The following is a 22,145-nucleotide window of genomic DNA, read 5'->3' on the forward strand; positions in this document are numbered from 1 at the left end:
GAAGATTCCGACAGGCAGCTTTGTCCAAAACCGTTCCCGAATAATATGATTATTTTTCAACGTCTTACATGACCGCCAAACTGGCACTCCTTTTGCAAATTATCAGGCAAGAGGAGGACAGATATGTCGATTGGAGCAAATTGGCGGCAAATTTCGCCCGGTAACGTGCCGGGCGTCGCAGGAGACGGGGCAGGAAGCAAGTTTGCCCAGTCGAACGCGGCTGACCAGCTTTCCGAAACATCGGAAGGCCGCAGTTTTTCCGAATATATGTTCGGCCAGGACGGCTTCGAGTTCTCCGATGTGCTTGATGTTATCAATCCTTTGCAGCACATACCCGGCGTTGGCATGATCTATCGGTCACTTACCGGGGACGAGCTCGGTAACGGGGCCCGGGTTGTTGGTGGCGGATTGTTTGGCGGGGTATTCGGTCTGGCCGGGGCCGCAATCGATGCGGTTGTCGACGCCGTGACCGGTGAAGATACCGGCGCCCATGTCATGGCCTTTGTCGAAGACAGCTTTGGCGGTGGTGACGAGAACGGGACTGCGATCGCCGATGCATCCGAAAATAGTTCCGATTCCGAAATGAGCCTTGCTGCGGCGGACGGCAGCTATCAGGGTGATCTTGTTCTGCCATGGATGACCGGTTCGCAGTCCATGCAGCCCTCACGACAGGCAGCACCACAGGCCGAGCAGGAAACCATCGTGCAAAACGCGCCTGTTGCACCAGTGGATCAAACTGTTCTGGCGTCCAACGCAGCCGTGAACCCGGTTCGCGACGGTATCAAGGCAAGTGATCTGAACGTTCCGTGGGCGCAAAGCAACAGGCCGGCGCAGTCGATGAACCCTCAGTTGCAAGCCCAGATGACTGCCAACATGACTGGCCCAACCAGGACAAACGATACAGTAACGCCAGCAGCACCTGCAACCGATCCGGCGGAACTGACCGTTGCCATGGCATCGGCCCAAACCGGCAATCCGGCATCATCAGGTCTTGCCCAGACCGTAGCAGCCAACTCCGCATCACATGAAACCATGCGCCGGCCGATATTGACCAGCGACGGCGGGAACACGGTTTGGGCCCGGGCGCAAAGCAGCGGACGTGTCAGCCGTCAGGGATCAAGCTTTGCCATTTCACCTGAAATGGCGGCCCATGAAGCGCGCACGGCAAAACTGAACACAGCCAAAGAAAACGGGTCGGCATCAAAATCGGAAAATGCATTCCATGATGGCAATACACCGCTTTCGGCCGCTGAAATGGCCGCGCGGTTTAACGCAGCCCTTGGTCGTGACAAAGCCCAGACCATGGCCGCTGATGCAGTGGCCAGTACCAATGCCGTTGCGGATCAGGACCGATCTGTCAGTCAGAATGCCAGAAATTCCAGCGATGTTAGCGCTAACACGGCAGGAGATATCGCACCGAATTCTGACGCTGAATCCCATCCCTTGATGCAGCGTGCGTCAAATCATCTTGGCGGGGATGAACCTGTCGGGGCGTGGTTTAGTCAGACAATGATGGATGGTTTGAAAAAGTATCAGGCGATGCAACAGCAAAACCAGGCCCGGCCATCGGGTAATGCCATCTGATCACAGCATGATACTCATCAAAAAGCCCGCCTGTTTATCACTGGCGGGCTTTTTGTTTTTTAACTTCGGGTCTGATTAGCTGTTAAGGAAACCGACGATTTCCTTGACCTCGCGCAGGATCGGCTGGGCAATGGCATTTGCCCGCTCGGCTCCTTTGGCCAGAACGCTGTCAATATAGGCGTGATCGGCATTGAGCTTTGCCATTTCTTCGGTGATCGGTGCCAGTTTATCAACAACCACGTCGGTCAGCGCCTGTTTGAAGCCCGAGAATTGGGTGCCGCCATGCTCAGCAAGAACCGCATCGACCGTGCTGTCGGTCAGCGCAGCATAGATGGTGATCAGGTTCTTGGCTTCCGGGCGGCCTTCAAGACCGGCGGCTTCGCTTGGCAGCGGTTCCGGATCGGTTTTGGCCTTGCGGATTTTTTTCGACAGCGTATCGGCATCGTCGGTCATATTGATGCGCGCCATATCCGATGCATCGGACTTGGACATCTTTTTCGCACCGTCACGCAACGACATCACACGCGTAGCCGGGCCAAGAATAAGCGGCTCGGGCTGCGGGAAGAAGTCTTCGACGCCGTAATCATTGTTGAATTTCAACGCAATATCACGGGCCAGCTCAAGATGCTGTTTCTGATCTTCGCCGACCGGAACATGGGTCGCCTTATAGGTCAGAATGTCTGCCGCCATCAGGCTTGGATAGGCATAAAGGCCAAGGGACGCGTTTTCGCGATGCTTGCCGGCCTTTTCCTTGAACTGGGTCATGCGGTTCATCCAGCCGATGCGCGCAACACAGTTAAAAATCCAGGCCAGTTCGGCATGGGCGGAAACCTGGCTCTGATTGAACAGAACATGTTTTTCCGGATCGATGCCCGATGCAATCATGCTGGCAGCAAGTTCGCGAATGTTGGAACGCAGTTCGTGCGGGTCCTGCCAGACCGTGATGGCATGCATATCAACAACACAGAAGATGCATTCATATTGCTTCTGCAATTCGACCCAGTTGCGGATCGCGCCGAGATAGTTGCCAAGATGAAGGTTACCGGTGGGCTGGGCGCCCGAAAACACACGTTCCATTGGTGTCGTCCATTTCAAATGATGATCAATAAAGCCTGCATACTCCGCCAGGTTTTGGACACCCGCCGGCGGACGAGCATGCAAGCAAGCAGCGCGGAGTTAAGCCGCCCTGACAGGTCAGGTCAAGCAGCTTGTCGGCATATGACCGGATTTATTGCTGCTAGGCGGCTTTTCCGCGTTTGAAAGTGGCCTTGAGTTCGGAAAGGCTGGTCGCCCCAAGCAGTTGGGCAGCGATGCCATAGACAGCCAATCCCCCGATGACACAGAAAGTCATGATGGTTATTCGCGTGACTGAAAGGGCGTCATTTTGCCAGAAAATGTCGGTCGCCATCCAAAGAGCCGCCCCCATCAGAACAGACGCCAACAGAATGCGCGGTAACCGTTTGACAAGCCGGTCATCAAATACAAGATCGCCCCTGCGATGGAGCAGGAAGCAAAGCGATCCGGCATTGACCCAGACGGAAACCGATGTCGCAGCCGCAATGCCGAGATGCCCGAACAGCGGCATCAACGCAACAATCAGCGCGATATTAAGGATCATGCACGAAATGCCGATCCGGATCGGGGTTTTGGTATCTTCACGTGCAAAGAAGCCCGGTGCCAGCACCTTGACCAGAACCGATGCCGGAAGGCCAAAGGCAAAGACGATCAGGGCAAGACCGGTCATGCGGGTTTCTTCGGCCCCGAACGCCCCGCGTTCAAACAGGACATTGATCACCGGAAGCCCCATGACACCCAGTGCAACCGCCGCCGGAAGGGTCAGCAAAAGGGCGATTTCAATGCCGCGATTCTGGCTATACATCGCGGTTTTCGGGTCATCGCCCTGCAACTGGCGTGAAAGTGTTGGCAAAAGAGCCGTGCCAATCGCAATGCCGATCACCCCAAGCGGCAGCTGTTGCACCCGGTCGGCATAATAAAGCCAGGATACCGCACCATCGGATACCAGTGATGCCAGCATGGTATCGATCAGCAGGTTAAGCTGATAAACACCGGCCCCGATCATGCCCGGGATCATGCGTTTGCCAAGAAGTTTGACCCGGTCATCAACCTTTGGAAGTTGCCATTTGATGGCAAAACCGGCGCGTTTGCAGGCAATGACCAGACAGACAAATTGCGCAACCCCGGCTGCGGCAACCCCCCATGCCAGCGCATGGGCAGGGGTTTCGGTCATCGGTGTCAGGCCAAGCAGGGCGGCAATCAGACAGATATTAAGGATGATGGGTGCGCCGGCCGCAGCGGCATAACGATGAAGGGTATTGAGAACCCCCGACATCAGCGCAACGGCGGAAATGAAAGCAAGATAGGGGAAAGTGATCCGCGACAATTCGATCGCAAGATTGAACTTTTCGGGGTTTTCCGCAAAGCCCGGCGCAAAAACATACATCGCCCAGGGCATCAGAATTTCGATGATGGCCACCAGAAAACCGGTGATCAGAACCAGCATCGACATGGCGCGCGCGGCAAATTCGCGGGCCGCATCCATACCGCGTTTTTCAATGTCACCAGCCAGAAGCGGAATGAAGGCCGCGGAAAAGGCGCCTTCGCCGAACAGTCGGCGAAACAGGTTGGGGAATTTGAACGCGACAAAGAATGCATCGGCCATGCCCCCGGCACCCAGCATCCCGGCAATCAGAATGTCGCGGCAAAATCCCAGCAGGCGGGACAACAAGGTGAAACCACTAACCGTAGCGATGGAGCGAACAAGCGACATTCAATAGCGTTCCGTATCAAGGAGGCATCAGGCTTTGTGTGATGATCGCCAATTGCGGCAATGATCAGGCCGGAGCGACAAAACTGACAGCTGAAGGTGAAGAAGTCGTAATGACACCTTAAAAACGGGCTGGGCTATATCACAAAAATATGAAAGTCGTTGAATCAGGTGATTTTTTTTCGATGATTGTGACAGCCGTCACAGAAACTGGATTGTAACGGGCATAAATTCCATCTCGCTGAGGATTCGTTGGGACGCGAGCCTCATTATTGGACGGGCGGGGAAACAAGGGAATCCACCTCAACCTGCTGCACTCCGAGGACAACGACATCGCGAATAACAGGTCTCGATGTCGGGTTTGGTTTTTACCCTTCCTCGTCCGTCACAATTTTCCAGAAAGACAATAATACCGTTCTGATCGCGGAGATTGGAACTACCGGATTGATCCGTACCGTGGTGGTATTGATGATGCCACATGGGTATTGGATCGATCCGGTTTGTCTTTGTGCACCAAGCCCAAATGCCCCGCCAAAAAACGGTGCGAGGCAGGCCGTCAATTGTTCTGGATGGCCTGGGTCAGGGTTTCCTTGACCTGGACAAATTTGGTGCGGCTGTCGATTTTAAGGCCAAACACGTCCTTCACGTAAAATACGTCAACCGCACGTTCGCCAAAGGTGGAAATACGGGCTGATGCGATCTGCAAGGACAGGTCACGCAAGGCACGGGTAATGTCATAAAGCAGACCAAGCCGGTCGCGCGCGGTAATTTCAATCACCGTATGGGTGCGGCTGGCCTTGTTGTCGATGATGACGTTCGGTTCGACCTTGAACACCGCGGTGCGGTGTTTGTTGTCCTTGGTCTGGCGACGTTCGATTTCATGACTGGGGCGCAGACGCCCGGAAATCACCTGTTCAAGAGTTTCACGCAGCTTTTCGAGTTTGGCCGTATCGTTAAAGGCCTCGCCATTGGTGTCCTGGACAAAGAAAGTGTCCAGCGCCATGCCGTCGGCAAGGGTCAGGATCTTTGCATCGACAACGTTGGCACCGCACAGCGCCATCGAACCGGCAATCTGGGAAAACAGACCGGGATGGTCGGTGGTGTGAACGGTGATTTCGGTGGCGTCAATTTCGGTATCGATGCGGACATCGACCGTGATTTCCGCACCGGTTTTCTTGGCCTCGCGGGTCAGATGGGCATGATGGACATGAACATCGGTATCGAAACTGAGCCAATAGGACGGATAACCGCGATCGATGAAATCTTCGATATCGTCAGTGGGCCAGTCAACCAGTGCTTCGCGGAGCGCCATCTGGGCATTGGCAACGCGCGAATCGCGGCTGTCGGCATTCAGGCCACCCGACAGCAAATCATCGGTGGCAAAGTAAAGTTCACGCAAAAGCGTTGCTTTCCAACCGTTCCAGACATTGGGTCCGACCGCACGAATATCGGCCACGGTCAGACAGAGCAAAAGACGCAAACGTTCCTGTGACTGCACCAGATCCCCGAACGCCTTGATCGTGGTCGGGTCATTAAGGTCGCGTTTGAATGCGGTCAGGCTCATCCAGAGATGGGCCTTTACCAGCCAGGCAACAGTTTCGGTATCGGCAGGCGACAGGCCCAGACGCGGACAGAGCTTTTCGGCGACTTCGGCACCAAGTTCGGAATGGTCGCCGCCACGTCCCTTGGCAATGTCATGAAGCAGGACGGCGACATAAAGTACCCGGCGCGAAATCACCTTGCCCATGATCCGGGTCGCGACCGGTGCATCTTCGGCCAGTTCGCCACATTCGATCTGATTGAGAATGCCGATCGCGCGGATGGTATGCTCGTCCACGGTATAGGTGTGGTACATGTCATATTGCATCTGGGCAACCACACGCCCGAAATCGGGGATAAACCGGCCAAGAACACCGGCTTCGTTCATTTTGCGAAGCGCGACATCCGGGCTGTTGCGCTGGGTCAGGATTTCAAGAAAGACCTCGTTGGCGACCGGATCATTTTGCAGTTTGTGATCAACAAATTTCAGGCTTTGCGTCACCCAGCGCAGGGTTTCGGGGTGAATGCCGACACCGTTCTGATGCGCAACCAGAAACAGGCGCAAGATCTTGATCGGGTCTTTTTTGAAGACATTAAGGTTTTCGACCGTCAGGCGATCATTGCGCAACTCGAACCCGTCGATTTCCTTGGTGCCGAAAAGCTTGCCCGGGAACCGGATCAGCGGGCGGCGCTGATGGCGTTCTTCAAGGGCGGCACAGAAGATCCGCGTCAAGTTGCCGACATGTTTAACCATCAAGTAGTAGTGCTTCATGAAGCGTTCGACACCCGATGCCCCGGCATGGTCGGTATAGCCAAGGCGTGATGCGATTTCGCGCTGCATGTCAAAGGTCAGGCGGTCTTCTTCGCGATCCGAAAGGTAATGCAGCCAGCAACGCACCGCCCACAGGAAGTTCTGGGCCTTGAGGAAGCCTTGCGCTTCCTTGCGGGTCAGAACCTTAAGGTCGACCAGTTCCATCGGGGAATTGACGCGATACAGATATTTGCCAATCCAGAACAGGGTATGAAGATCGCGCAGGCCGCCTTTGCCGTCCTTGACGTTGGGTTCGACCACATAGCGTGAATCGCCCATGCGAACATGGCGTTCATCGCGTTCGTTCAGTTTCTTTTCGATAAATTCAAGACCGCTGCCCTTGACCAATTCGTCCATGAACCGGGCGCGAAAGACATTATAGGTATCCTCATCCCCCCAGACGAACCGGCTTTCAAGCAGGTTGGTACGAATGGTGATGTCCTGTTTGCCCATACGCAGGCAATCATCAACCGAACGGGTGGCATGACCGACCTTAAGGCCAAGATCCCACAACATATAAAGAATGAATTCGACGACCTGTTCGCCATGGGCGGTTTGTTTGTAGGGGAACAGAAACAGGATATCGACATCCGAATGCGGCGCCATATCACCGCGACCATATCCGCCAACCGCAACCACCGACATGCGCTGTTCATTGGTCGGGTTATGCAGGGGATAGACGAAGCTGACGGCAAAATCATGGATCAATCGGACGACCTGATCCATCAGGAAGCTGTTGGAAAACACCGTTTCCTGGCCGGAATTGCTGGCTTCGAAACGGGCGCGAATGACAGTGCGACCGTCTTCCATGACCGATTTCAGCTTGTTCAGGACAGCGGTGCGCTGTTTGAAACTTTTCAGCTCCGGGTCCTTTGCGATGGCTTCAAGCTCGGCAAAGACTTTTTTCCGGTCAATGATTTCGCGCTGCTTCTTGATCTTGTAGGTCACGTTGGTCGGTTTCCTTGGCGCTGGTCTGCGGTCTGAGTGCCGTATTCGGGGCCGTTATCCAAATACAATAACGGCAAAGTTTTGCATCCGCATCATATGCATGTGCCATGCCGGAACGCAGGTTTTGGCCAAACGCCGAAAAACCCGCACCATCAGGCCCAAATGAAAACAGGCACCTGCCTCATATAGGGGCAAGGTGCCTGTTTTTCATGCGTTTATATTCGATCAGCTGTTGATTGATCGCAGACGATACAACGCGTCCAGTGCTTCGCGCGGTGTCATATTGTCGGGATCAAGTTCGGCTACGGCGTCCAGAACCGCTTTTTGATCATCAGACAGGGCAGGGGTGCTTGCGCGTTCTTCCTTGGCGGCCTGTTCGATGGCAACGGCAAATAGCGGCAAGTCATCGGCAAGTTTCGAAACAGCACCGCCCTGTTCGCCTTTTTCAAGGGTCTTGAGAACCTGCTCGGCGCGCTTGATGACCGGTTTGGGCAGGCCAGCCAGCTGGGCGACATGAATACCGTATGACCGATCCGCACTGCCGGCCCCGACTTCGTGAAGGAACACGACCTCGCCCTGCCATTCCTTGATCAGCATGGTGTGGCAGGACAAATGGTCAAGCTTGGCGGCGAGGGCGGTCAATTCATGATAGTGGGTGGCAAACAGACCGCGGCATTTGTTGATTTCATGCAGGTTTTCAACAACCGCCCAGGCGATGGAAAGCCCGTCAAAGGTTGCCGTACCACGCCCGATTTCATCAAGAATCACCAGCGACCGGTCGGTGGCCTGATTAAGGATCGATGCGGTTTCAACCATTTCGACCATGAAGGTCGATCGGCCACGGGCCAGATCATCAGCCGCACCCACGCGTGAAAACAGCCGGTCGATCACCCCGATATGGGCCTTGGCGGCCGGAACAAAGGCACCGATCTGGGCCAATACCGCAATCAGCGCATTCTGGCGCAGGAAGGTCGATTTACCGGCCATGTTCGGACCGGTAATCAGCCACAGGCTTTGCGCATCTTCAAGGCGGCAGTCATTGGCAACAAACGGTGCATCGCCATTTTCGCGAAGGGCCGCTTCAACCACCGGATGGCGACCGCCACGGATGTCAAAGGCAAGGCTGTTGTCAATGGTCGGGCGGACACAGCCCTGATCACGGGCAAGTTCGGAAAGGGCGGCTGATACATCAAGTCCTGCCAGGGCTTGTGCACATTTTGCAATCTCGTCTGCCTTGGCAAGAACGGCTGCTACCAGTTCATCGAACAGTTCAAGTTCAAGGGCAAGTGCCTGATCACCGGCCTTGGAAACCTTGCTTTCGAGTTCGGACAATTCCACGGTCGTAAAGCGCACGGCATTTGCCATGGTCTGACGGTGGATGAATTCGTCTTCTTCCATCATCTTGTCGGCGGATTTGGCCGATACTTCGATGAAATAGCCCAGAACGTTGTTGTGCTTGACCTTGAGATTGCTGATCCCGGTCTGTTCGGTATAGCGGGCCTGAAGATTGGCGATCAGCTTTTTGCTTTCGCTTGAAAGCATGCGCAATTCATCAAGCGGCGGGTGATATCCCCCGGCAATAAAGCCGCCGTCACGGGCCAGAAGCGGCAGATTTTCCGAAAGCGCCCGGCGCAAAAGGTCAATCAGATCGCCATGATGCCCCATTGCCGTCAAGTGATCGCCGAGGGCTTCTGGCTGTGTGGTCAGACCATCATTGCCACCATCGGGTTTGGCCAACAAATTGCCGATCGCAAAGGCACAGGACAAACCGTCACGCATTGCCGCCAGATCACGCGGGCCACCACGCCCGACCGACAGACGCGAAAGCGCGCGTTCAATATCGGGACATTCGCCAAGGGCTGCGCGCAGATCGGATCGCAACGCATCGCGATCATGGAAATATTCGACCAGATCAAGGCGTTTGTTGACTTCATCGGCATTGGTCAGCGGGGCCGACAGGCGTGCGGCCAGCAAACGTGCCCCGGCGCCGGTTTTGGTGCGATCAATAACCGAAAGAAGCGATCCCTTGCGCTCGCCCGACTGGGTCTGGATCAGTTCCAGTGACCGGCGGGTGGCGGCATCAATTTCCATTGCGGCCCCCTCTGCCACACGGGTCGGGGGCGACAGGCGGGGCATCTGGCCTTTCTGGGTCAGATCGACATAATCAATCAGTGCGCCGGCGGCAGAAAGTTCGGCAACCTCAAACCCGCCAAAGGCATCAAGGGCTTCGACCTGATAAAGCTTTTTCAGGCGCAGCTGCGCGTTTTCGGGATCAAAACGTGCGGTCGGCTGCGGGGTGATGATGTTTTTGTATTCGGCATATATGTCAAACACGTCCGCACGGTTCAGCATCTTTTCCGAAAACAGGATTTCACCCGGATCAAGCCGGGCCAGGGCCGCAGGCAGGCCGACCATATCACAAGGCTGAACAAAAAAGTCGCCGGTCGACATATCAAGCCAGGCCAGGCCGACCTTGCCGCGCACTTCCGATACGGCTGCCAGATAGTTATGGCGCCGCGCATCCAGAAGGCTGTCTTCGGTCAGGGTGCCTGGCGTGATCAGGCGGACAACGCCGCGTTTGACCACGGATTTGGCACCGCGTTTCTTGGCTTCGGCCGGGTCTTCCATCTGTTCGCAGACCGCAACACGGAACCCCTTGCGAATAAGACGCTGAAGATATGTTTCGTGACTATGGACGGGAACACCGGCCATGGGAATTTCGTTACCCTGATGCTTGCCGCGTTTTGTCAGGGCGATATCAAGGGCTTCGGCTGCTTTGACGGCATCGTCAAAGAACAGCTCGTAGAAATCGCCCATCCGGTAAAACAGCAAGCAGTCCTGATACTGTTCCTTGATTTCAAGGAACTGCATCATCATGGGTGTTGCGCCCTCTTTGGAAAAGGAAGGCGCGGTCGGTGTGGTGTCGGATGTATCAGCGATCTTGTTCATGACGACTGTGATAGCAAACCCTGAAGGCATTGACGAGAGGTGGCAAAGTGCGAAGTCATAGTTTTTGACCTATGCCATTGCAACGCCTGAATTTCCGTAAAATATATAACCATATGGCCGGGCAGGACCTGCGATGGTCATCGCAGAATCTTGTACCGGAAAACATCCCCCAAGGAGAGCGCAAAATGGCAGCAGAACAGACCACCTCGCAGGCCCCCGAACTGGTCGGGTTGTTCGACACAAAAGACAGTTTCGATGCCGCTGTGCGTGAATTGCGGGAAAGCGGCTTTTCGCGGACGGACCTTTCGGTGCTGAGTTCACATGAATCAATCGATGTTGCCGGATCTGACGGCCGGTCCTGGTCCGATGTGCTGACAGCATTGGTGGGTGAAGTGAAATATGAAGTGCCGCTGGTGGCATCGGGTGCCATCGCCCTGTTTGGCGGGGCGGCAACGGCACCGGCTGCGATTGCGATTGGTGCCGGGGTTGGCGCCGTGGCACTTCGTGAATTTATCGACGAAGTCACATCCACCCCCCATACCGAGGATTTCGCCCGTGCGGTTGATGCCGGCTCGGTTATTTTGTGGGTGCGTATTGATCCGGCAAATGAGGGCGCAGAAGCCAAGGCAAAGGCGATCCTTGAAAAGAACGGCGCAACCAACATTCACCTGCATGTGGGCAAATAGGGCCGACCGCCGGACCGTGTCGTAAATCAACCCGTCCGGCAAAAGCCGGATGTGCAAATGCCTCTGGTTGCCTCCAGCACTGACCTGGCGGTGGCCGAATTGGATCGGCGACCGCCATCTGCCTGATCGGGCAGGTTTGATCGGACCGGCACCGGGCTTGGTAATCTGTCAAAAGTGCTGCTGTTGTGGGGGACTTTCGGTTTTTTCGGATCGTGGAAAAGGTGCTTTTGATGCGAAATCCGATGGTTTTTTGCGCGCTGCAAACTGATTGCTGTTGGCAGGTCCGGCAGACGGATCGGTATTTACGTTACTGAAAAATCACGTCTATTCCTGTTTTCAATCCCCATCATCGCAAAAAAATGGCCCATTGCCGGATGGAAAACCGGTTCTGGAACGGTGCAACCGCCGGTGCATTGTTGCGTCGCAACATACGGAAAACGCTACGTAATTTTGCGGTTGCCGTTAACGTCGCCTTTGACCCGGGGCAAGAAGCCTGATTTATTGGGCGGTCCGACATGACGGTCCCACACCGATTTTATGTCGAACAGGATAAACTACACACTTTGCTTTCCAACCCACCACGCAAGCGTCAGTGAAAACATAATGTCAGATAAAGAAATCAAGGTTCGTGACCGCGAAGCGCTGCTGTTTCATTCCAGCGGCCGCCCGGGCAAAATCGAAATCACCGCATCCAAGCCGCTGACCACACAGCGCGATCTGTCCCTGGCGTATTCGCCGGGCGTTGCGGTGCCCTGTCTTGAAATCGCCAAGAATCCTGCCACCGCGTATGATTACACCTCCAAGGGCAACATCGTTGCGGTGATTTCCAACGGTACTGCCGTTCTGGGGCTTGGCAATCTTGGTGCGCTGGCGTCCAAGCCGGTGATGGAAGGCAAGGCGGTTCTGTTCAAACGCTTTGCCGATGTTGACGGGTTCGATCTTGAAGTATCGACCGAAGACGTCGACGAGTTTGTCAATTGCGTGCGCTTCCTTGGCGCGTCGTTTGGCGGCATCAATCTTGAAGACATCAAGGCACCGGAATGCTTCATCATTGAACAGCGCCTGCGCGAAGTGATGGATATTCCGGTCTTCCATGATGACCAGCACGGCACCGCCATCATCGCGGCATCGGGTCTGATCAATGCCTGTGATCTGACCGGTCGCAAACTTGAAGACATCAAACTTGTGATCAATGGTGCGGGTGCTGCGGCAATTGCCTGCTCCGAACTGGTCAAAAGCATGGGTGTGTCGCCTGACAATGTCATTATGTGTGACTCGCGCGGGGTCATCTACAAGGGCCGCGAAGATGGCATGAACCAGTGGAAATCGGCCCATGCTGCCGATACCGATGCCAGAACCCTTGAAGAAGCCATGGATGGTGCCGATGCGTTCTTTGGCCTGTCGGTCAAAGGTGCGGTGACTGCAAAGATGGTCAAATCGATGGCCAAACAGCCGATCATCTTTGCGATGGCCAATCCGGATCCGGAAATCAGCCCGGAAGAAGTGGCCGAAATCCGCAGTGATGCAATCTGTGCGACCGGTCGTTCGGACTATCCGAACCAGATCAACAACGTGCTTGGCTTCCCCTATATTTTCCGTGGTGCGCTTGATGTCCAGGCATCAACCATCAACGAGGAAATGAAGATCGCGGCCGCTCATGCGGTGGCATCGCTTGCCCGTGAAGATGTTCCGGACGAAGTGGCGGCTGCCTATTCCGGCCGTCGTCTGCAATATGGTCCGGAATACATCATCCCGGCCCCGTTTGATCCGCGTCTGATCATGGCTGTGCCCAAGGCGGTTGCACAGGCCGCCATGGATAGCGGTGTTGCCCGCCGTCCGATCATTGACATGGAAGAATACGAAAATCAGTTGCGCGGTCGTCTGGACCCGACGGCAGCACATTTGCAGCTGATTTCCGATTATGTACGCGCACATCCCAAACGCATCGCCTTTGCCGAGGGCGAAGAAGAAACCGTCATTCGCGCGGCTGTTGCCTATCGCAACTCGGGCTATGGCACGCCAATCCTGATCGGGCGCGAAGACCGCATTCATGAAAGTGCCAAGAAGCTTGGTATCGACAGCCTTGAAGGTGTTGAAATCAACAATGCCGCACTTTCAAAGCACAATGCCGAATATGCGGAATTCCTGTATGCGCGCCTGCAGCGCAAAGGATATCTGTGGCGTGATTGCCAGCGCATGGTCAATCAGAAGCGTAACGTCTTTGCCTCTGTCATGGTGGCCAAGGGACATGCAGATGGCCTGATCACCGGCCTTACCCGTAACTTCAATCGCAGCTTCACCGATGTTGCCGGTGTGATTGATGCCAAACCGGGTGAAATTCCGATGGGTCTGTCGATTGCCATCGCCAAGGGCCGTACGGTGTTCATTGCCGATACCCGTGTGCATAACCTGCCCAATGCCGAAGAACTGGCTGAAATCGCCATTCAGGCGGCTGAAAAGGCCCGTCAGCTTGGTCATGAGCCGCGCGTTGCGATGGTGTCGCATTCGACCTTCGGGAACCCCTACAGCGACGATACCGATCGTATCCGCGAAGCAGTTGGCATTCTTGAACGCAGCGATGTCGATTTCGAATTCGATGGTGATATCGCGGTTGATGTCGCACTCGATACGGAACTGCTGAAGCTTTATCCGTTCTGTCGCCTGTCCGGTCCGGCCAACGTTCTGGTGATGCCGGCCCTTCATGCGGCAACCACCGCATCCAAGCTGCTTGACAAGCTTGGCGGTGGCACGGTGGTTGGTCCGGTGATGATCGGTCTGGAAAAACCGGCCCAGATCGCACAGATGGGCTCGACCGTGAACGATCTGGTCAACCTGGCAGCACTTGCCGCGCACGAGGCAGAGCACGGCTAATCGCCGTCTCGGACTGAATATCAAAAAATGGCGGAGCTGATTCTTCAGTTTCCGCCATTTTTGATTTGGCCATGATGTGGTCGCCGGGCATTTCTAGTGACCAGCAATGTGAGGTTATTCGACCGGCTGACCAAAGAGTGCAATCACCGCACCCAATGTTGCCAGCATCCCGTAAAACCCGACCCGTTGCCACCCGGTATTCTGCCGGGCCGCGATCACCGCGCCAAGGGCGGCCTGCAATCCGTAATAGATGGCAAAGCCGCGCGACGCGTAATTTACAATGGCATAGATATTCGCCGACCAGGTCAGGGCAACGCCGATTACCGCCAACAGAAGATAGGCCTGCCGTTCGGTGATCCGATCGCGTGACAGCTGGGCAAACAGCCCGCCTGATCCGCTGGTATCGGCAACTGCCGCGCTGAACTGTGATGCCAGTGCTGCTGCGACCAGCAAAAAGGGCAAAATCGGCGCGACAATCTGCATCATGTTGATGATGCCGGTTTCTGATGACGACATCTGGTCGGGTCGAAACACATAGGAAATCAGAAGAATATAAACCAGATAGATCGCCGTTGATAACCATTGGGCAAGACGCATGGATTTGATGCGGGTTTGCGCGTCATATTCCGATCCGAGATAGCGCGATGTCTCAAACCCCTGCACGGTAATCAAAAGACCGAATGCCAGGGTAAGTGCAGACCAGCCGCCAAGTTTCGGCGGATTGAAGATCAGCGCGTCATCAAGCGCCCGATGACCGAAATGTGCCATCAGTCCGATCAGCAGTCCCGCAATGATCGCCAGTTTCAGACTGACCGAAACATATTCCATTTTCTCAAGGCTTTTGAACCCGCGCGACCATCCGACAAACACAATGATGAAGAAGACACCGGTGGTCAGAAGTTTGGCATCGAGATCGGAATTGAATGGCGTCAGGCTAAGGGCGAAAGCACCCAGAAGATTGAGGTAATAGGACACCGAAATGATATAGGCAAAGGCCAGCGCCCAGGATGACAGCGTTTCGATGCGGATTGCCAGCGCCCCGTAGTCACCGTTCTGAATGGCCTGTTCGCCGGCAGCCATATTGAAGCGGATCACACCGCCAAACAGGAAGGCGACAAAACAAAGAGCAATCATGATCAGCGGTGCATAACCGCCATATCCGATATTGAGAATCGGACCCAGCAGCAAAAACCCACTGCCAATGATCGACGCAAGCGGTGTGACAACGGCCCGCCACAATGGAAAATGCGCAACAGAACGTTTTGAAAGAACAAAGGCAACACATGCGGTTGCCAGGGCAATGATCAGATCGAAAGTCACGGTGTCATTCCAGGGCGGTTATTCGTAGCGCATTGATTTATAAGCGATGAAACATCCGTTTATGTCCAGAATATAGTCGTCGGTGCCTTCGGGCCATGCGGCACCCTGTTGGCAAGCGGCACTATCAGGTTTGTGACCAGACATTCCGGCGTAATGGATGCATGGCTGATGTGTTAGGCTTGATGTCATGAAATGTCATGGGATGATCACGACCCGATTTTCGCCACATGGTTTGGGCATATGGCTGATATGTCTGCGAAATTGTACAAAAATAGGAACTTCTCGATGGGCCAGTTGACCCGACTTCTCGCTGTTTTCATGTTTTTCCCGATGCTTGCGGCCTGTGAAGATGAACAAATCAGCGGCCCGACTGCCGATGAAATCACCACCGCAGTCATCGAGCGTTTCCGTGCCGATCCCTATGCCAAGGTCGGGCATGTCGAAAATGTCACCAAGACCAACAGCATCCCCAAAGGCGACGACGAGATCATTGTCATGGTGCGCTATGATCTGGTGTTTGATCGCTCAATCGCCGATTTCGCAGATGACGTGACGGAAAAGGGCAAGGCTGCCGGTACAATGGATGATGTCGGCAACACGGTCAGTGATGCGATTGATCTGGTGAAAACCAAGATGCTTGCCATGAAGGATGGCGAGTTCAAGGCTGGTGACCGTCGCACGGTTGAAAATGAAATCCGCCTGCTGAAATCTGAAAAAGGCTGGATCTATCGCGGCGACCGATAACGGCTTTGACCGTTTGGGCGCTACTGCTGCGACATCATGAAAAAAGGGACCCGATCGGGTCCCTTTTGCATATTTGTGCCGGGCAAAGATGCCTGGTCTTCATGCCTAGTCTTCGAGGGATGCCAGCACTTTGGGCGGCGGCGGAATCTCACCGGCTGCGAATGTCAGGCCATCAAGCTCGTTCAGGCCGTTGGCCCGCATGATCGTATGCAGGCTGTCGACATATTCCTCACCGCGTTCGGAATATTTGGTCAGGGTTTCGGCAAGATCCCAGCCATTGATCAGATGACCTTCGGCCCGCAGGACCGAACGGCGTTCACGCAGGGTCTGATAGGCCGGATGGGAATTGATGTTGCGCGCATAGGCACGCACGCTGTCCATCAGGCTGCCAAATGATTTGATGACGTGGGTTTTGCCTTCTTCGCGGTCTTTCGGAACGATGCCTTCGTCATCGCCCCAGGCCCACTGACCGAACAGGGCATTGCCCGTCCGGACAAAGCGCGACGTGCCCCATCCGCTTTCCTCGGCCGACTGGGCCAGGATCAGTGACGGCGGGATGATGTCGATGCGTTCGAGCAGGGCGGTAATACCGCCATCGGTAACGCGGTAACGCTTCATCAGCTGATCAACCCATTGCTGATCGGCTGCACTGACCGGGGTGCCGGAAATACCTTTGGCCTGAATGGCCATCAGACGTTCGCGACGTGCACCGATTTCTTCATTCACCCGCATGGCCAGCGGCAACATGATGCGCAGGAACAGTTCCTTGCGCTCTTCGACCGATGCCAGCTCGCCAAGTCCCTTTGGAACGCGCTTGATATAAACGCGCGGAACTTCGGTCATGCTGCCAAAGCTGTAACCGATGCTTTTGAAATACTGGTTCAATGCGACGACTTCGGGGCCACGCCGATAGACCGGCTTTTTCTTTGTCGCAGCGATTTCTTTCGGGGTCATTGCAGGGATGTCGGTGCCAAACCCGGCGGGGGTTGGTGACACATCAACTCCGGCAAATATACCAATATACAATAAACCGATTGCTCCGGTGACCGAAGCAAGCGCAATTTTCCGGTAATTTCCTGTCTTTGCGCTAGTCATTCTTGTCTCTCCAGGATCAGTATCATTGTTGATTCACTGTCCATCCCAAGTGGAAGATATCTATGCCTGTCAGCGCCGCGGATCGCAACGGACAATATTTCCACAAGTTGAAAACGCCGCGTAAACCTTCTCGTTTGCGCAAAATAATAACGCCCGGCGCAGGCAAAAGTTTGCGCCGGGCTAAAGATTTTCTTAACGACTCGGGAAATCAGTCGGCCATGACCGGTTCGACGGCCTGAACTTCCGGCACGTAGTAACGCAGCATGTTCTCGATCCCCATTTTCAGGGTCGCGGTGCTGCTCGGGCAACCCGAACATGCGCCATGCATCTCAAGATAGACGACACCGTCTTCAAACTTGTGAAAAACGATATCGCCGCCATCCTGGGCCACGGCCGGGCGAACACGGGTATCAAGCAGTTCCTTGATCTGGCTGACCAGTTCGTCATCGCCTTCTGCGGCGGTGCTGGCGCCGGTTGCGGCACCGGAATTCTGGTCCAGAACCGGTTGTCCGGACGTGTAATGTTCCATGATGCCGCCAAGAATCTGCGGCTTTAGGGTCTGCCAGTCCTTGGAATCGTCCTTGGTGATGGTGATGAAATCACCGCCAAGAAAGACACCTGCGATGCCATCAACTTCAAACAGCTTGCGCGCCAGCGGCGATTTGACGGTTTCGTCACCTTTGACGAAGTTCGCAGTGCCCAGACGGCCCATGACTTCCTCGCCCGGCAGGAATTTAAGTGTGGCCGGATTTGGGGTTGGTTCGGTCTGAATGAACATGGTCGGCTTGTCCTCTCACTCTGATTGCCGGGGCTTATGCTGCCCGCTCGGCAATCCGCATTTCATTTGGTTAGGCCCTAAATGGGGCAAAAAACAGAAAAGATCAAGTCGCAGCGCGCAAGTCAGGTATTCCGCCCAAGCGTATATATGACGGAAATCACGATTAACGTTGCAGGATACTGCTGATCTCGCGCATCTGGGTGCGGGCGCGCAACAGATAGAAGCCCAATCCGGCCAGATGGTTGGGGAAAATGATCCCGTCTGCCGATCCGTTGACCACCACCAGCGGGTCCAGTGCGGCTGCCGATTGCAGGGACCCGATCATTTCGGCCCATGCCGGAGCAATTTGCCGTTCATTGATGATCTGCTCAAAATCGGTGCCAAGATCACGCAGGATCAGGCTATAGGCATAAAGACGCCCCTTGGTGGCATAGAACACATCGTCTGCGGTGCGATCAAACAGGGATGGATCGTCGACCTTGTCATCAATCAGGGCGGATGCCGAACCAAGATCATTGGCAAAGCGGTTGAGCGTTTCCTGAAGGTTGTCGGCCCGGCGTTCAAACACTGCATTCCCGGTGGTCAGGCGCGTGTTGTAATTTTCAAGAGCACGAATGGCCTGGCGATATTGCTGTTCGGACGTCACACCGGGCAGCAACGAAACGCTTGGATCAAACACCCATTTGTCGCCGCGGAACTTCAAAAGGCCGGCCGCATCGTCAAGATCAGGGTCGACCTGGCTTGATCCGCGGGTTCGGCCGATCTGATCGGACAGCTCGATTGAAAAACGCGACAGGGCATAGATAATGCCGGTCTGGAAGTTCGGCATATTGTCAAGTGCTGCCCCGGGCAGGAAGAACGGATCATTTGCCGTCCAGCGGTTCTGATTGACCTCGCGATCAATCAGCCCTGCTGCGGTGCTTACGGCGTGACTGCCACCCTGATAATTGCCGACAAAGTCCGGATTGTCGTCAATACGGTGAACCAGCGCCATGCCCGCCGGATAATAGATCAGTGCAATCAGAACGATTATGCCAAAACCACGAATCCAGAATTTCCGCGATCCGAAAACGGCTTTCAGACGCGATCCGAAACCTGAAATTCCGCCTTTTTTGTACAGATAATCGTCTTCAATCATGACTTGTCCTGTGAATTGATCCGGCAATAGAACCTAGGACGTCGGTGCCCAAACGGCAAGTGCATGATTTCACTGCTCGATAGAGATATAGGTATCATATTGCGCCAGACCCAGCAGGGTTTCCAGATCCTGTTCGGCCAAGGCAATGCATCCTTCGGTGCCACTATAGTCCGGTTTGGCGATATGCATGAAGATCGCCGAACCTTTTCCCGGAACGGGCGGGCTATCATTATGCCCAAGTACGACAACAATGTTGTAGAGCCCGTCATCACGCCACAGTTTTTCATGACTGCCCTTGAAGGGCAGTCTGACCGGACAGTTATAGGACGGATGTGCCGGATCGTCACACCAGCCATCGGAAAAGGAAATGGTCGTTACAGGCAGTCTGGTTTTCGGGCACGACCTGCGATCGGCGCGATACATGACATATCGCAGTTTCCATCTACCGGCGGGTGTCTTGCCATCACCTTCGGTTTTGCTGTCGGCATCAGTGATGCCATTGACGCCGAATGCGCACCGGAATTCCCGATCGCCGACGCGCAAATTTCCCGTTGCCGAGGCCTTAATCTCAAGCGGTTGGGGAACGGAATGTGCAGTTGCGTCGCTTTGCATTCAGCAGGTGCCTTCTTGGAACTGGTGCAGGGCATGTTCGAGATGCCCGCGCATGGAGTGTGAAAAACAACAAAGGTAAATTTGTGGCATCGCGGCGGTTTCGCCAGCCCATTCACAAATGGTTGATACGGCGATTTTGGCTGCCTGGTCTTCCGGATAGCCAAATATTCCGGTTGAAATGGCCGGAAAGGCGATCGAATGCAGACTGTGCTGCGCGGCAATAACAAGTGAATTGCGATAGCAGGCGGCAAGCAATGCTGCTTCGCCGTTTTGTCCACCGTGCCATACAGGACCGACTGTATGGATGACGTGGCGCACCATAAGCTCAAATCCCGGTGTTATTCGGGCTTCGCCGGTCGGGCAGGGTGCAAGCGACCGACATGCGGCGGCCAGTTCCGGCCCGGCCGCAGAATGGATGGCACCACAAACCCCGCCGCCCGGCAGCAAGGCCGTATTGGCAGCGTTGACAATGGCATCGGTGTCCAGCGCGGTGATGTCACCTTCTATGATTTTTATGACGCTGGTGGTTTTTTGATCATCTTCTTTTTTGACGGGCACAGATCCACTCCCAAAATGTGTGCTGAGCCCCCGACAGTTCCATTGTCGCGTTTTTTGTAAAAAAGTCAAAAAAAACAACGCCCTGCAAAGAGCAGAGCGTTGCTTGAAAATTGATTTCGTCCGTTATGCCAGTTACTTGGCCAGACGTGCGACACCTTCTTCGACCAGGCTTGCTGCTTTTTCAGCACCTTCCCAGCCGGTGACCTTTACCCATTTGCCTTTTTCGAGGTCTTTGTAACGCTCGAAGAAGTGCTGGATCTGGTCACGCAGGATCTGCGGCAGATCTTCATGCGACTTGATGTCGGTGTAGTACGGGTCGATCTTGTCATGGGGAACGCAGATCAGTTTTTCATCCTGACCGGCTTCGTCTTCCATCATCAGAACGCCGATCGGACGTGCCCGGATAACCGAACCGGCAACAACCGGCTCACGGAACATGACCATCGCATCAACCGGATCACCATCTTCGCCAAGGGTGTTGGGGATGAAGCCGTAATTGACCGGATAATACATCGAGGTATGCAGGAAACGGTCAACAAAGACAGCACCGGAGTCTTTGTCTACTTCGTACTTTACCGGTCCGCCCTGCGGAATTTCGATGACGACATTTACGTCCCACGGAACATCTTTGCCGACGGCAATCTTGCTGAGATCCATCTGGGAAAATCCCTTTCGCTTCTATAAAGGCATGCCCCGGCATGCCGGGACGGCTGTAATCGGCTTCGAAGATGCGAAAACGCACCCGAAGGAGAATGATGCCGCCCTTTTATCGCGAATTGTCGCCGCTTCCAAGGGGGTGCACATGCATCCTTGGTCGAAAATCACGCTATCTCTTTTGCGGCTGCGAAAGAAGACGCAGTTTCCGGGTGTTTTGACTGTGCGGCAATACCTGACGGCAAAAACCTGTTCTGATCACGCAAAAGGTCTTCGTTAAAGAGATGCCAGTTGGAAACTGCGTTGCTGGTTTGATGGCGCTGCGGAATTTTGCGGTCGTGATATAGGTGCAATACCGGTGAGCAATATTCGACATTTTTGCGGCGCAGACCTGATCGCAGAAGGCGCAGTACAAAGTCTGAATCTTCCCAGCCGTGACCTTCATATGCCTCGTCAAAGCCGTGAATACGATCGATATCCGCTTTGAACACGGCAAGATTGCAAGTCTGGGCCTTGCGCCAGCAGTTTTCATGTTCCCAAAGCCAGGGGCCCTTATGCGGCAGACGGATAAACTGGAACGGGCGGTTGCAGAAACCAAAAAGCGAAACGCCAAACAGGGCTGCGCGGGGCCATTTGTGGAAGGCCCATTTGCGCTTCAAAAGCATATTTGTCAGGCGTTCCTTGATGAATACGCGTTTGCCCGACACAAAACATCCGGCTTCCGCCGCTTTGCGGTGGCGATTGACGAAGTCGGGCATGACACAGCAATCGCCGTCAATGAAGACAACAAGATCGCCTTTGGCCATCGCAATTGCTCCGTTTCGTGCCTTTGCGACCCGAAAGCCGTTATCTTCATGCCAGTAATGTTTCACCGGAACAGGACAGGTGGCTGCAAAATTTTCAATGACACGCGTCGTCGCACCGGCAGATCCGTCATCGGCAATGATGATTTCGAAATTGCGGTCCTTCTGATCGGCGAGCGAGTTGAGCACCAGTGACAGTGCTTCCGGCCAGTTATAGGTCGTGACAACGACCGACACCAAAGATGTCATCTTCCCCAAATTACCCCGTCT

The 22,145-nt window shown here is 54.7% G+C and carries 16 protein-coding genes; 4 read left to right on the top strand and 12 right to left on the bottom strand.

Translation table 11 applies throughout. The features are described 5' to 3' along the window. Positions 1 to 123 precede the first annotated feature (123 nt). On the top strand, positions 124 to 1,584 hold the full coding sequence (locus SIB88_RS02000; RefSeq protein ID WP_412559193.1) for a hypothetical protein: 1,461 nt from the start codon (positions 124 to 126) through the stop codon (positions 1,582 to 1,584). A gap of 75 nt (positions 1,585 to 1,659) precedes the next feature. Here the strand turns inward: SIB88_RS02000 and trpS are convergent, their stop codons facing one another. The 4 genes from trpS to mutS all read right to left on the bottom strand — a co-directional run bounded on the left by trpS (position 1,660) and on the right by mutS (position 10,616). Continuing rightward, positions 1,660 to 2,661 (bottom strand): tryptophan--tRNA ligase, encoded by a 1,002-nt coding sequence (gene trpS, locus SIB88_RS02005; protein ID WP_101246654.1) that lies wholly within the window; start codon positions 2,659 to 2,661, stop codon positions 1,660 to 1,662. Between the two features lie 160 nt (positions 2,662 to 2,821). After that, positions 2,822 to 4,372 carry a murein biosynthesis integral membrane protein MurJ gene (murJ, locus tag SIB88_RS02010; RefSeq protein WP_412559194.1) on the bottom strand — a complete coding sequence of 517 codons (1,551 nt, stop codon included), beginning with the start codon at positions 4,370 to 4,372 and terminating at the stop codon, positions 2,822 to 2,824. 553 nt (positions 4,373 to 4,925) lie between these two features. Continuing rightward, a complete protein-coding gene (locus SIB88_RS02015; RefSeq protein ID WP_101246652.1) occupies positions 4,926 to 7,667 on the bottom strand; it encodes a [protein-PII] uridylyltransferase in 2,742 nt (913 codons plus the stop codon). A gap of 225 nt (positions 7,668 to 7,892) precedes the next feature. Further along, positions 7,893 to 10,616: a DNA mismatch repair protein MutS gene (mutS, locus tag SIB88_RS02020; RefSeq protein ID WP_412559195.1), complete on the bottom strand. Its 2,724-nt coding sequence runs from the start codon at positions 10,614 to 10,616 to the stop codon at positions 7,893 to 7,895. 185 nt (positions 10,617 to 10,801) lie between these two features. On the opposite strand from mutS, the gene SIB88_RS02025 reads away from it, so the two are divergent. Beyond that, positions 10,802 to 11,302: a hypothetical protein gene (locus tag SIB88_RS02025; RefSeq protein WP_101247017.1), complete on the top strand. Its 501-nt coding sequence runs from the start codon at positions 10,802 to 10,804 to the stop codon at positions 11,300 to 11,302. 603 nt (positions 11,303 to 11,905) lie between these two features. Beyond that, positions 11,906 to 14,173 carry an NADP-dependent malic enzyme gene (locus SIB88_RS02030; RefSeq protein ID WP_114112097.1) on the top strand — a complete coding sequence of 756 codons (2,268 nt, stop codon included), beginning with the start codon at positions 11,906 to 11,908 and terminating at the stop codon, positions 14,171 to 14,173. A gap of 114 nt (positions 14,174 to 14,287) precedes the next feature. Here the strand turns inward: SIB88_RS02030 and SIB88_RS02035 are convergent, their stop codons facing one another. Continuing rightward, complete coding sequence (locus SIB88_RS02035) at positions 14,288 to 15,493, bottom strand: hypothetical protein (protein WP_412559196.1); 1,206 nt, start codon at positions 15,491 to 15,493, stop codon at positions 14,288 to 14,290. A gap of 285 nt (positions 15,494 to 15,778) precedes the next feature. Here SIB88_RS02035 and SIB88_RS02040 point away from each other — a divergent pair, with 285 nt between their 5' ends. Next, the gene (locus tag SIB88_RS02040) at positions 15,779 to 16,237 is read left to right on the top strand and encodes a hypothetical protein (protein WP_412559197.1); all 459 of its coding nucleotides are present in this window, start codon (positions 15,779 to 15,781) and stop codon (positions 16,235 to 16,237) included. 105 nt (positions 16,238 to 16,342) lie between these two features. Here the strand turns inward: SIB88_RS02040 and SIB88_RS02045 are convergent, their stop codons facing one another. The 7 genes from SIB88_RS02045 to SIB88_RS02075 all read right to left on the bottom strand — a co-directional run bounded on the left by SIB88_RS02045 (position 16,343) and on the right by SIB88_RS02075 (position 22,124). Then, positions 16,343 to 17,233, bottom strand: a complete 891-nt coding sequence (locus SIB88_RS02045) for a glucosaminidase domain-containing protein (protein ID WP_228194854.1) — start codon at positions 17,231 to 17,233, stop codon at positions 16,343 to 16,345. Positions 17,234 to 17,540: 307 nt separating this feature from the next. Next, positions 17,541 to 18,110: a NifU family protein gene (locus SIB88_RS02050; RefSeq protein WP_101246646.1), complete on the bottom strand. Its 570-nt coding sequence runs from the start codon at positions 18,108 to 18,110 to the stop codon at positions 17,541 to 17,543. A gap of 163 nt (positions 18,111 to 18,273) precedes the next feature. Continuing rightward, positions 18,274 to 19,248, bottom strand: coding sequence for a DUF2333 family protein (locus tag SIB88_RS02055; RefSeq protein ID WP_101246645.1), 975 nt, complete (start codon positions 19,246 to 19,248; stop codon positions 18,274 to 18,276). A gap of 69 nt (positions 19,249 to 19,317) precedes the next feature. Next, positions 19,318 to 19,860 (bottom strand): L,D-transpeptidase family protein, encoded by a 543-nt coding sequence (locus SIB88_RS02060; protein WP_412559198.1) that lies wholly within the window; start codon positions 19,858 to 19,860, stop codon positions 19,318 to 19,320. After that, the gene (locus tag SIB88_RS02065) at positions 19,861 to 20,496 is read right to left on the bottom strand and encodes an O-acetyl-ADP-ribose deacetylase (RefSeq protein ID WP_412559199.1); all 636 of its coding nucleotides are present in this window, start codon (positions 20,494 to 20,496) and stop codon (positions 19,861 to 19,863) included. 54 nt (positions 20,497 to 20,550) lie between these two features. Beyond that, positions 20,551 to 21,075, bottom strand: coding sequence for an inorganic diphosphatase (ppa, locus tag SIB88_RS02070; RefSeq protein ID WP_101246643.1), 525 nt, complete (start codon positions 21,073 to 21,075; stop codon positions 20,551 to 20,553). 164 nt (positions 21,076 to 21,239) lie between these two features. Next, entirely contained in the window at positions 21,240 to 22,124 is an 885-nt protein-coding gene (locus tag SIB88_RS02075) for a glycosyltransferase (protein ID WP_412559200.1), read from the bottom strand. Positions 22,125 to 22,145: the final 21 nt, after the last annotated feature.

This window comes from Thalassospira sp. MIT121401 (assembly GCF_047125595.1).
Classification (GTDB): Bacteria; Pseudomonadota; Alphaproteobacteria; order Rhodospirillales; family Thalassospiraceae; genus Thalassospira; species Thalassospira povalilytica.

What these genes read in the sequence shown, in the direction of transcription:
- SIB88_RS02000 (WP_412559193.1), top strand. Translation starts at nt 124, where the DNA reads ATGTCGATTGGAGCAAATTGGCGGCAAATTTCGCCCGGTAACGTGCCG.
- trpS (WP_101246654.1), bottom strand. Translation starts at nt 2,661, where the DNA reads ATGGAACGTGTGTTTTCGGGCGCCCAGCCCACCGGTAACCTTCATCTT.
- murJ (WP_412559194.1), bottom strand. Translation starts at nt 4,372, where the DNA reads ATGTCGCTTGTTCGCTCCATCGCTACGGTTAGTGGTTTCACCTTGTTG.
- mutS (WP_412559195.1), bottom strand. Translation starts at nt 10,616, where the DNA reads ATGAACAAGATCGCTGATACATCCGACACCACACCGACCGCGCCTTCC.
- SIB88_RS02025 (WP_101247017.1), top strand. Translation starts at nt 10,802, where the DNA reads ATGGCAGCAGAACAGACCACCTCGCAGGCCCCCGAACTGGTCGGGTTG.
- SIB88_RS02030 (WP_114112097.1), top strand. Translation starts at nt 11,906, where the DNA reads ATGTCAGATAAAGAAATCAAGGTTCGTGACCGCGAAGCGCTGCTGTTT.
- SIB88_RS02040 (WP_412559197.1), top strand. Translation starts at nt 15,779, where the DNA reads ATGGGCCAGTTGACCCGACTTCTCGCTGTTTTCATGTTTTTCCCGATG.
- SIB88_RS02050 (WP_101246646.1), bottom strand. Translation starts at nt 18,110, where the DNA reads ATGTTCATTCAGACCGAACCAACCCCAAATCCGGCCACACTTAAATTC.
- SIB88_RS02055 (WP_101246645.1), bottom strand. Translation starts at nt 19,248, where the DNA reads ATGATTGAAGACGATTATCTGTACAAAAAAGGCGGAATTTCAGGTTTC.
- SIB88_RS02060 (WP_412559198.1), bottom strand. Translation starts at nt 19,860, where the DNA reads ATGCAAAGCGACGCAACTGCACATTCCGTTCCCCAACCGCTTGAGATT.
- ppa (WP_101246643.1), bottom strand. Translation starts at nt 21,075, where the DNA reads ATGGATCTCAGCAAGATTGCCGTCGGCAAAGATGTTCCGTGGGACGTA.
- SIB88_RS02075 (WP_412559200.1), bottom strand. Translation starts at nt 22,124, where the DNA reads ATGACATCTTTGGTGTCGGTCGTTGTCACGACCTATAACTGGCCGGAA.